The sequence below is a fragment of the Bradyrhizobium sp. genome, from assembly GCF_049691595.1.
GTDB lineage: Bacteria > Pseudomonadota > Alphaproteobacteria > Rhizobiales > Xanthobacteraceae > Bradyrhizobium.
This window is the reverse complement of record NZ_JBAVNZ010000350.1, coordinates 1-10,283: the sequence shown is the minus strand read 5'-3', so window position 1 is coordinate 10,283 and position 10,283 is coordinate 1. Positions and strand designations below refer to the sequence as shown.

11 protein-coding genes are annotated in these 10,283 nt (G+C 63.0%); 7 read left to right on the top strand and 4 right to left on the bottom strand.

The genetic code is table 11. The annotated features are described in order from the left end of the window. The 4 genes from WCE35_RS15510 to WCE35_RS15495 form a co-directional block, all read right to left on the bottom strand. Positions 1-488, bottom strand: a 488-nt coding sequence (locus WCE35_RS15510) for an FAD-dependent oxidoreductase (RefSeq protein ID WP_424594219.1), incomplete at its 3' end; no start/stop codon positions are given. Positions 489-521: 33 nt separating this feature from the next. Further along, positions 522-1,061, bottom strand: a complete 540-nt coding sequence (locus tag WCE35_RS15505; protein ID WP_424594218.1) for a DUF2059 domain-containing protein — start codon at positions 1,059-1,061, stop codon at positions 522-524. A 25-nt stretch (positions 1,062-1,086) separates the two neighbouring features. Beyond that, a complete protein-coding gene (gene rpiA / locus WCE35_RS15500; RefSeq protein ID WP_424594217.1) occupies positions 1,087-1,779 on the bottom strand; it encodes a ribose-5-phosphate isomerase RpiA in 693 nt (230 codons plus the stop codon). A 124-nt stretch (positions 1,780-1,903) separates the two neighbouring features. Then, a complete protein-coding gene (locus WCE35_RS15495; protein WP_424594216.1) occupies positions 1,904-2,740 on the bottom strand; it encodes an SDR family NAD(P)-dependent oxidoreductase in 837 nt (278 codons plus the stop codon). Positions 2,741-2,806: 66 nt separating this feature from the next. Between WCE35_RS15495 and gph the strand changes: the two genes are divergently transcribed. The 7 genes from gph to WCE35_RS15460 all read left to right on the top strand — a co-directional run bounded on the left by gph (position 2,807) and on the right by WCE35_RS15460 (position 10,160). Next, on the top strand, positions 2,807-3,484 hold the full coding sequence (gph, locus tag WCE35_RS15490; RefSeq protein WP_424594215.1) for a phosphoglycolate phosphatase: 678 nt from the start codon (positions 2,807-2,809) through the stop codon (positions 3,482-3,484). Positions 3,485-3,652: 168 nt separating this feature from the next. Beyond that, the gene (locus WCE35_RS15485) at positions 3,653-4,111 is read left to right on the top strand and encodes a hypothetical protein (protein WP_424594221.1); all 459 of its coding nucleotides are present in this window, start codon (positions 3,653-3,655) and stop codon (positions 4,109-4,111) included. A gap of 139 nt (positions 4,112-4,250) precedes the next feature. Then, entirely contained in the window at positions 4,251-5,285 is a 1,035-nt protein-coding gene (gene moaA, locus WCE35_RS15480; protein ID WP_424594214.1) for a GTP 3',8-cyclase MoaA, read from the top strand. A gap of 286 nt (positions 5,286-5,571) precedes the next feature. Continuing rightward, complete coding sequence (locus tag WCE35_RS15475; RefSeq protein ID WP_424594213.1) at positions 5,572-6,111, top strand: TRAP transporter small permease subunit; 540 nt, start codon at positions 5,572-5,574, stop codon at positions 6,109-6,111. Then, positions 6,108-7,718 carry a TRAP transporter large permease gene (locus tag WCE35_RS15470; protein WP_424594212.1) on the top strand — a complete coding sequence of 537 codons (1,611 nt, stop codon included), beginning with the start codon at positions 6,108-6,110 and terminating at the stop codon, positions 7,716-7,718. The genes WCE35_RS15475 and WCE35_RS15470 overlap by 4 nt, the downstream gene beginning before the upstream one ends. 171 nt (positions 7,719-7,889) lie before the next feature. Continuing rightward, positions 7,890-8,471: a TRAP transporter small permease subunit gene (locus tag WCE35_RS15465; RefSeq protein WP_424594220.1), complete on the top strand. Its 582-nt coding sequence runs from the start codon at positions 7,890-7,892 to the stop codon at positions 8,469-8,471. Between the two features lie 30 nt (positions 8,472-8,501). Then, entirely contained in the window at positions 8,502-10,160 is a 1,659-nt protein-coding gene (locus WCE35_RS15460) for a TRAP transporter large permease (protein ID WP_424594211.1), read from the top strand. The last annotated feature ends 123 nt before the right edge of the window (positions 10,161-10,283 follow it).

Genomic DNA, 10,283 nt, shown 5'->3' with positions numbered 1-10,283 from the left:
AACGCCTCGTTCGAGGAGATCACATGCTCGATGCCGGGAATTTCCGGCCCGTGATTGGGCTGGCCGCCGGTCGCGATCAGCACGTATTTCGCCGTCACGGTTTCGCCGGTCAAGAGCCGCACGCGGTTGGCGTCTTCCAGCACCGCGCGGGTCTTTGCGATGCGCCCGCCCGACTTCTCGACATTCACCGTGTAGATGGATTCGAGCCGCGCGATCTCCTTGTCCTTGTTGGCGACCAGCGTCTTCCAGTCAAAACTGACTTCCGGGATCGTCCAGCCAAAGCCGGCGGCGTCCTCGATCTCCTGATGGACATGCGAGCCGATCACGAACAGCTTTTTCGGCACGCAGCCGCGGATCACGCAGGTGCCGCCCATCCGGTATTCCTCGGCGACCATGACTTTGGCGCCATGGCCCGCGGCGATGCGGGCGGCGCGAACCCCGCCCGAGCCGCCCCCGATGACGAACAGATCGACGTCGAACTCAGCCATGGCAACCCCGCCTGAAAATGGATCAGATCGGCTCTAGATCTCCTTGCCGCGCTTGCGCATCTCGGCGCGGAACTGGGCGTTGACGATTTCGGCAAAGGCCTGCGCCCACTGGTTCATGAAGGACATGCTGGTCTGGATGGCGCGGGGCTCGGTCGCGAGCAGTTTTTGGCCGAGCGGCGACTTGTAGAAGGTGACGAGGTCCTTCAGCTCCTGCTCGGAAAACTCGCTGGCGTAGACACGCGCCATGCCCTCGCCGATCTCCTTTTCGCGGCCGGCCAGGCTTTGCGCCACGATGGTTGCGACCTCGTTGAGGTCCTTCTGATAGTTGAGGTTGGCCTGCAGCAGCGCTTCCTTGGTCTGCAGCACGATGCCGGGAACGGCGTTGGCGTACATCGCGCCGGCGTTCTTCATCGTCAGAATTTCCCTGGCCGCCGCCATCGCCGCCGGGGTCCCTTCCTTGAGCGCCGGCGCTGGCGCCGCGGGCGGCTTTTGCTGAGCTCCGGCCGGCACGGCTGTCAGCGCCAGTCCGAGCGCAAGACCTGCCGCCGACAACATCCGTGAAAACTTCGTCATACCAATTCTCCCAAGATTGCGGCGGTCAACGCCGTTCTACAACGCGAATTCCCTGCGAGCCCGCGAGCACGGCCGTGCCGGCAAGGCCGATGAACAGGCCATGCTCGACAACGCCCGGGATCACGCTCAGCAAGCCCGCCAGACCCGGCGGATCGGGTATACGCCCAAGATGGGCGTCGACAATCCAGTGGCCGCCATCGGTGACAAAAACGTGGCCGTCCTTGCCCTTCCGCACCCCCATTTGCCCGGAAACGCCGCTTTGCGCAAATGCCCTCGCCATCGCCGCCCGGGTCGCCGCGAAGCCGAACGGAACGACCTCCACCGGCAGCGGGAAGCGGCCGAGCACATCGACGCATTTGCTGTCGTCGGCGATCACGATCATGCGATCCGACGCCGCCGCCACGATCTTCTCGCGCAGCAGCGCGCCGCCACCGCCCTTGATCAGATCGAGCGCGGGATTGATTTCGTCGGCGCCGTCGACGGTAAGATCGAGCCGGTCGACCTCGTCCAGCGTGGTCAGCGCAATCCCACACCGCTCGGCTTGCGCGCGGGTCGCTTCCGAGGTCGGCACGCCGATGATTTTCAATCCAGAGCGCACCTTCTCGCCGAGCAATTCGACAAAATGCTGCGCGGTCGAGCCGGTGCCGAGCCCGAGCGTCATGCCGCCCTGCACCTGTTGCAGCGCCCGCGCCGCCGCCTGCCGTTTCAAGCCGTCCATGTTCACGTGAAGGCGATGCCCCTGAAATCCGTATCGCCGGCGCAATCCGCCATGTCCGGCGGGCGCATATCTAGCGTCGTTTTCAGGGCAGGAACAGCGCTATGAGCACCTTGCGTGGCGTGGATCATGGCGCGGGCACCTTGTCCATGGCCGTCAGGATCGCGGCGAACCGTTCCTCCACATCGGCCCGCATGCCGGGATGCGTGAACACGTAGAGTTCGTCCTCCCGGATGGCCGCCAGCACACGCCCGGCGACCGCTGCCGGATCGAGTCCCGCCTCCAGGCGCCTGGCGATCTCGGCGACCATCGCCGCTGCCGGACTTTCCGGATCCAGCGGCTGCGGCGGGCCATAGCGCCCGGGCCGATTGCGCCCGCTCTCACCGATGCGGGTGCGCACAAAGCTCGGGCAAAGCACGCTCACCCCGATGCCATGCGGCTTGAGCTGCATCGCCAGTCCCTCGGACATGGCGACCACCGCGAACTTGCTTGCCGAATAGGGACTAAATCCCAACCCGGCATTCATGCCGGCCATCGACGCGGTGTTGACGATATGACCGCCTTCGCCATGGGCGCGCATGTGCGGCAGGAAACTGCTGATACCGTGAAGCACGCCCATCAGATTGACGTCGAGCACCCATCGCCAATTGTCGAGAGAAATATGGTCGATGCCGCCGCCAGCGGCGACGCCGGCATTGTTGCAAACCACGTGTACGTTTCCGAAGGCTTCGAACGATGCCTTGGCGGCGAGCTCGACGCTTGCGGGATCGGCCACATCGCAGACGGTGCCGCGTACCTTCGGTGCGAATTCGCGCAACGCTTGCAGCGCGTTTTCCAGCGCCGCGCTCTCGATATCGGCGAGCATCACCTTCATGCCCGCCTGCGCAAACGCGCGGCCGAGCGCAAAGCCGATACCGCCGGCCCCGCCGGTCACGAAGGCTGTCCTGCCGGCAAGCTCACGCATCGTCGTCCCCCGGGATTGTTGCGAAGCCTATTGCATGACGGCGCGCGGATGGATAGCGGTTTGCCGATGACCTCTCCCCGCATTGTCGTATTCGACCTCGACGGCACGCTGGTCGATACCGCGCCCGACCTGATCGGCGCGCTCAACTACGTGCTCGACCGCGAGGGCCTGCCGCCGGTCCCGCTGCACTCGGCGCGCACCATGATCGGCGCCGGCGCCCGTAAATTGATCGAGCGCGGCCTCGAAGCTGAAGGGCGCCTCGCCAGCATCGATGATATTACGCGTCTCACGAGCGACTTCATCGACTACTACGCCGCCCACATCGCGGATGCGTCGCGTCCGTTCGAGGGGCTGGAAAGCGCGCTCGATGACCTGCAGGCGCAGGGTTTTCGTTTCGCGGTCTGCACCAACAAGCTGGAATGGCTGTCAAAGCGCCTGCTCGAGCAGCTCGGATTGAGCGCAAGATTTTCGGCGATCTGCGGCGCCGACACCTTTGGCGTCTCGAAGCCCGATCCGGCGATCCTGCATCAGACGGTGGCGCGCGCCGGCGGGCAGATCGCCTCCGCGATCATGGTCGGCGATGCCGGAACCGATGTCGGGGTGGCCCGGCGCGCCGGCGTTCCTGTCATCGGCGTCGAATTTGGCTACACCGACGTTCCCATCGCCGAGCTCAAGCCGGACCGGCTGATCGGGCACATGCGCGATTTGCCCGCCGCCGTCGCAAGCCTTCACTTTTCTTTATAAGAAGTCATTTTTTTAAGATATTGATTTAATTCATTAATCCAAAACTCTATTTTGCGGAATTAACCATCCTTTAAGGTTAATCGCCCGCTCGGTTGCGGCTTTGTTGCGACACTCCTATGGTTTTGCCACGGGAGATTGTGGCTGACAGCCGCAACAGGGTGGTTGATCATGCGTCGTGGTTTCGCGATTGCCATCGCCGGGGCGGGTTTGGCCAGCTGTTCCTCGTTGTCACTGGATTCGCTGAAGCCCACGCCGCCGGCGGTCCAGGTCCAGCTCGAGTCGGTGCCATCGGGGGCCGAAGCCGTGACCTCGCTTGGACCCGGCTGCAAGACGCCCTGCTCGGTTTCGGTGCCGGCGCCGGACAGCGGTTTCTCCGTCACCTACACCCTGGCCAAGTTCCAGCCAGAGACCATCACCGTCCAGGTGATCCGCAACCCCGGGGATTTCTCGACGCCGGCGTCGACGACGATCGATCCCAACCCGGTGGTCGCGGAGCTGAAAAAGGCCGGCCCGCCACCGAAGGCCGCGGCAAAGCCGACCCAGCCGAAACCGCCGAAACCGCCCAAAGCCGGCGCGTCCGCAGGCTCGCCCTTTCCTGCTCAGAACGCCCCTTCCCCGACGCGCTGATTCCTGCGTGCACTGCACCAAAGCAAGCTACGCATTGTGAGCGGGCGCCAACATGCCTAGATTGCGCCGGCGGGGCGCTGTTCTCCTGATGTCAGGGCTTTCTGCGAGCAAGGCGCGTTTACAGGCAAGGCACGTTTGAATGAGCGGATCCACGCAGAATCCCCCTGAATCGTTGTTCCGTCCGATGACCGACCCGTTCGGCCGGACCATCCGCTATTTGCGCGTGTCGGTCACCGACCGCTGCGACCTGCGCTGCTTCTACTGCATGTCGGAGGACATGACCTTCCTGCCGAAAGCGGATCTGCTGACGCTGGAAGAGCTCGACCGGCTGTGCTCGGCCTTCGTCGCCAAGGGGGTGCGCAAGATCCGGCTCACCGGCGGCGAGCCGCTGGTCCGGCGCAATGTGATGTCGCTGGTGCGCTCGCTGTCGCGCCATCTCGGGTCAGACGCGCTCGATGAGCTGACGCTGACCACCAACGGCTCGCAACTGGCGCGCTTCGCCGGCGAATTGCGCGATTGCGGCGTACGCCGGATCAACGTGTCGCTGGATACGCTCGATCCGGCCAAATTTCGCGCCATCACCCGCTGGGGCGATCTCGACAAGGTTTTGGCCGGGATCGAGGCGGCGCGCGCGGCCGGTCTTGCCGTCAAGATCAACGCGGTGGCGCTGAAGAACATCAACGAGGACGAGATCCCCGCGCTGATGCAATGGGCGCACGGCAACGGCATGGCGCTGACGCTGATCGAGGTGATGCCGATGGGCGACATCGGCGCAGGCCGCATCGACCAGTATGTGCCGCTGTCGCTGGTGCGGGCGCGGCTTGCCGCGCACTTCACCCTGACCGATCTCGACGAGGATACCGGCGGCCCGGCCCGCTATGTCGCGGTCAGCGAGACCGGCGGCAAGCTCGGCTTCATCACGCCGATGACCCATAATTTCTGCGAGTCCTGCAACCGGGTCCGGATCACCTGCACCGGCACGCTGCACACCTGCCTCGGTCACGAGGATGCCTCCGATTTGCGCAAACCGCTGCGGGCGTCCGCCGACAACGACCTGCTCGCTGCCGCGATCGACCGCGCCATCGGACTGAAGCCGAAAGGGCACGACTTCATCATCGATCGCCGGCACAACCGCCCGAGCGTCAGCCGCCACATGAGCGTGACCGGCGGCTAGCCACCAGCGCCTGACGTCGCTCGCGCGCCCGGCTCACGCCTTGCGTGATTTACGGATTGACGCTGTGGTGGCGTGCTGAGATGGTACCGTTGCCAATGACCGCTCGGCCGGACAAGCCGCTGCACCGCATGCGTGCAGGCAGGGCAGCGGGACGCATCTCGGGGGAGGACTAGCGTCTGCGATCGTTCACGAGGATGAGTTTTGGCCTCGCGCGTGCGACGCGGAGCAGTGGGGTGCGCATCGAGCCGGCCGGCCTGCTTCCACCGCGGCCATATGGGCGATCGCCATGCGCCCGCTGCTAGCACTCAGCTCTGGAATCGACCTGCTCAACGAGAAGGTCGGCTACGTCTGCAACCTGCTGGTTCTGGCGGCCTGCGTGGTCAGCGCCGGCAATGCGATGATCCGCTATGCGTTCGGCTACAGCTCCAATGGCTGGCTCGAACTGCAATGGTACATGTTCGCCATCCTCGTCATGTTCGGCGCAGCCTACACCTTCAAGCGCAACGAACATGTGCGGGTCGAGATCCTCTATCTGTTTCTCTCCGAGCGCGGCCAGCTCTGGCTCGACCTGATCGGCACGTTGTTCTTCCTGATCCCGGCCTGTCTGCTGCTCGCCTATCTGTCCTGGCCATTCTTCCATCAGGCCTACGCGGTCGGCGAAGCCTCGAGCAATGCCGGCGGACTGATCCGCTGGCCGATCAAATTCGTCATTCCGGCGGGCTTCGTGATGCTGGCGCTGCAAGGCATTTCCGAGGTCATCAAGCGCATCGCAGCGCTCCAGGACCTCGTGACGATCGAGGCCAAATATGAGAGGCCGACGCAGTGATCTCGCTGGAAATGATGCCGCCGCTGATGTTCGGCGGCCTGGTGCTGGCGATGCTGATCGGCTACCCGGTGGCGTTCACGCTGGCGGCGGTTGGATTTTCTTTCGGCTTTCTCGCGATCCATCTCGGCTTCTTCGATTTCAATTTCCTGCAGGCCATTCCCGGCCGGGTGTTCGGCAGTGTGCTGTCCAATGAACTGCTGCTGGCGATTCCCTTCTTCACGTTCATGGGCGCGATTCTCGAGCGATGCGGTCTCGCCGAAGACATGCTGGACTCGATGGGCCAGCTGTTCGGGCCGATCCGCGGCGGGCTCGGCTATTCCGTCATCATCGTCGGCTTCATCCTTGGCGCCATCACGGGAACGGTCGCCGCGCAGGTGATTGCGATGGCGCTGATCTCGATGCCGGTGATGATCCGCTACGGATACAACATCCGCTACATCACTGGCGTGCTGGCGGCATCGGGAACCATTACCCAGTTGGTGCCGCCGTCGCTGGTTCTGATCGTGCTGGCCGACCAGCTCGGCAAATCCGTCGGCGACATGTATCTCGGCGCCTGGGGTCCGTCGATCTTCCAGATCCTGCTGTTTGCCGGCTACACCTTCCTGCTCGGCATCTTCAAGCCCGATCACGTGCCGCCGGTGCCGCGGGATGCCCTCACCCTGAAAGGCTGGGCGCTGTGGAAAAAGTGCCTGCTCGGCATCATTCCATCGGCGGTGCTGATCTTCGTGGTGCTCGGGACCATGATGCTTGGCCTTGCGACCCCGACCGAGGCCGGCGCCATGGGCGCGATCGGAGCGATCGTGCTGGCTGCGATGCACCACAAGGAATTCAGCAGCGCCGGCCACAAGATCCTGATCGCCGGAATCATCGCCGGCGGCATCGGCACCATCGTGGGAATCCTGCTGTCGGAGAACCTGCTGTTCAAGCTGCTGTTCGCGGTGACCTATTTCGCGGTGATCTGGGTTTGCCTGGAGGCGGTGCGCATTCCCGAACTGCGCGGCTTGATCCGGCAGGGCTATGAGACGACCATGCGCATCACCACCATGGTGGTGTACATCCTGATCGGCTCAACCTGTTTTTCGGTGGTGTTCCTCGGCGTTTCCGGCGGGGTGTGGCTCGAGCACATGCTGACCTCATTGCCCGGCGGCGTCTGGGGATTCCTGATCTTCATCAACCTTTTCATCTTCGCGCTGGCCTTCTTCCTGGATTTCTTCGAGATCGCCTTCATCATCCTGCCGATGGTGGCGCCGATCGCGCAGAAGATACTGACGCCGGTGGTCGGCGCCGACGCGGCGCTGATCTGGTTCGGTGTCATGCTGTGCGTCAACATGCAGACGTCGTTCATGCATCCGCCGTTCGGATTTGCGCTGTTCTATCTGCGCGGGGTCGCCCCCAGGGAAGTCAGGAGTTCGGATATTTATTGGGGCGCCCTGCCCTGGGTCGGCCTGCAGATCATCATGGTCGTGCTCGTCATCGCCTTCCCCTGGACCGTCACCGTGCTGCTGGACAAGCCGGTCAGCGCCGACGACATCAACAAGGTCAGGATCGAGATCCAGCAAATCGAACTGCCCCCGCCCGATTTCGCTCCCCCCGGACAGTCGCGGTAACCTCACCGGTGGCGGGGCGGCGGCCCCCGCGGCGGCGTTCCGCCGGGAACCAATTCCCGTTCAATATCAACAAACTTCCAATTGACGACAACGCTCCCCGCTGGTTTGCTGCAACAGCTTCAAGCTAGCCTGGCGGGTGCAGCCAAGGCGGCAGAAGGGGAGGACTATCCGTTGCAATCGCTCTTGAAAGTAAGCCAGGGGATCGACGCGTTCACGCGATGGACGGGCAAACGTATGGCATGGCTGATCCTGGTTGCGGTCATCGTATCGAGCATCAACGCCATCGTCCGCAAGACGTTCGATACCTCCTCCAACTCCTGGCTGGAGCTTCAATGGGTGCTGTTCAGCATCGTGTTTCTTCTGTGTTCGTCATGGACGCTGCTCGATAACGAGCACATCCGGATCGATATCGTCAACAACGTGCTGCCCAAGACGGTGCGGAATGTCATCGACACCGTCGGCCACGCGTTATTTCTGCTGCCGTTGTGCGTCGTCATGATCATCACCGGCGGTCCGTTCTTCATGCGGTCGGTCGAGATCAACGAGCAATCGGGCAATGCCGGCGGGCTGCCGCAATGGCCTGCCAAATCACTGATCATCGTCGGGTTCGTTTCCCTGTCCGTCCAGGGCGTTTCCGAGCTGATCAAGCGCATCGCCGTGATGCGCGGCCTGATCCCGGATCCACACGCATCGCAGGTGAATGCCATTGAGGCCGAGGTCGAGCACCTCGTCGAGGCGATCATAAAACGCTGATCGCCAGCGCGCGGTCACAAGGGAATCTAGATGTCAGCTTTTCTTATTGCCAATATGGCGCCGATCATGTTCGCGTCGCTGGTCGTCGTGCTGCTGCTGGGCTATCCCGCGGCATTTTCGCTGGGCGCGGTCGGACTCTTCTACGCCTTCGTCGGAATCCAGCTCGGAGAATTCCGGCCGGATTTCCTGCAGGCGCTTCCCGAACGCGTCTACGGCGTGATGAACAACGATACGCTGCTGGCGATCCCGTTCTTCACGTTTATGGGATTGGTACTGGAGCGGTCCGGCATGGCCGAGGATCTGCTCGACACGATCGGGCAATTGTTCGGCACCATCCGTGGCGGCCTCGCCTACGCGGTGGTTTTCGTCGGCGCCCTGCTCGCGGCCACCACCGGCGTGGTGGCGGCCTCCGTGATCTCGATGGGCCTGATCTCGCTGCCGATCATGCTGCGTTATGGCTACGACCGCCGGATGGCGACCGGCATCATCGCCGCCTCCGGCACATTGGCGCAGATCATTCCGCCGTCGCTGGTACTGATCGTGATGGCCGACCAGCTCGGCAAGTCGGTCGGCGACATGTACGAGGGCGCCTTCGTTCCCGGCCTGGTGCTGGCTGGCCTTTATGCCCTGTACGCCTTCTTCGTCACGCTGATATTTCCCAAGGCCGCTCCGGGCTTGCCGGCGGAGGCGATCGGTTTTCGCGAGAAGGATGGCAGCCGCGGATTGATTTCGCTCGGCATGCTGACCATCGCCAGCGTCGTGTTCGGATGGTTCGTGATGCGCCACTCCGAGACGCATGGCGCCGATTTCGTCGTACTCAGCATGTTCTTCGGCATCCTGTTCGCGTTCTTTGTCGCCGTAGTGAACTGGGTCCTCGACAAACTGACGGGATTGCGTTTCCTCTCCGCGATGGCGCAACAGACCACCTTCGTGATGGTGCCGCCGCTATTCCTGATCTTTCTGGTGCTGGGCACCATCTTCATCGGCATTGCGACGCCGACGGAAGGCGGCGCGATGGGCGCCGCGGGCGCGATCATCCTTGGTGCCGCCAAACGTCGGCTGAGCTGGGACCTGATCCGTCAGGCCACCGAATCGACCGCGAAACTTTCCGCGTTCGTGGTCTTCATCCTGGTCGGCGCGCGCGTCTTCTCGCTGACCTTCTACGGCGTGAACGGCCACGTCTGGGTCGAACATCTGCTGACCTCGCTCCCCGGCGGCCAGATCGGATTTTTGATTTTCGTCAACGCATTCGTTTTCGTGCTCGCCTTCTTCCTCGATTTCTTCGAGCTGGCGTTCATCGTGATCCCGCTGCTCGGGCCGGCGGCGGAAAAGCTCGGCATCGACCTGATCTGGTTCGGCGTGATTCTGGGCGTCAACATGCAGACCTCGTTCATGCATCCGCCGTTCGGGTTCGCGCTGTTCTACCTGCGCTCGGTAGCGCCGAAGGAATCCTATATCGACCGGCTCACCGGCAAGCGCATGGAGGCGGTTACCACCGGCCAGATCTATTGGGGCGCGGTGCCGTTCGTCGTGATCCAGGTCATCATGGTGCTGCTGGTCATCCTGTTTCCCGCGATGGTGATGCATTACAAGGGCGCCCTGTCGACGGTCGATCCCAATACGATCAAGATCGAAATTCCGCAGATGGAATTGCCGCCGATCGATTTCGGCCAGCCGCCGAAAAACTAGGGCGGTTCCATAAATCGAGCTTGATTGGTAAGGCTTGCTCGATGTCGGCCATGGCGCCGACAGCGACCAAATTCCGCGGTGCAGTGAAATGTCGTGAAGTGCCAACAACGACCGAAACAGGTC

Excerpts from the sequence above, each read along its gene's own strand:
- WCE35_RS15505 (WP_424594218.1), bottom strand. The coding sequence starts at position 1,061 with ATGACGAAGTTTTCACGGATGTTGTCGGCGGCAGGTCTTGCGCTCGGA.
- rpiA (WP_424594217.1), bottom strand. The coding sequence starts at position 1,779 with ATGGACGGCTTGAAACGGCAGGCGGCGGCGCGGGCGCTGCAACAGGTG.
- WCE35_RS15495 (WP_424594216.1), bottom strand. The coding sequence starts at position 2,740 with ATGCGTGAGCTTGCCGGCAGGACAGCCTTCGTGACCGGCGGGGCCGGC.
- gph (WP_424594215.1), top strand. The coding sequence starts at position 2,807 with ATGACCTCTCCCCGCATTGTCGTATTCGACCTCGACGGCACGCTGGTC.
- WCE35_RS15485 (WP_424594221.1), top strand. The coding sequence starts at position 3,653 with ATGCGTCGTGGTTTCGCGATTGCCATCGCCGGGGCGGGTTTGGCCAGC.
- moaA (WP_424594214.1), top strand. The coding sequence starts at position 4,251 with ATGAGCGGATCCACGCAGAATCCCCCTGAATCGTTGTTCCGTCCGATG.
- WCE35_RS15475 (WP_424594213.1), top strand. The coding sequence starts at position 5,572 with ATGCGCCCGCTGCTAGCACTCAGCTCTGGAATCGACCTGCTCAACGAG.
- WCE35_RS15460 (WP_424594211.1), top strand. The coding sequence starts at position 8,502 with ATGTCAGCTTTTCTTATTGCCAATATGGCGCCGATCATGTTCGCGTCG.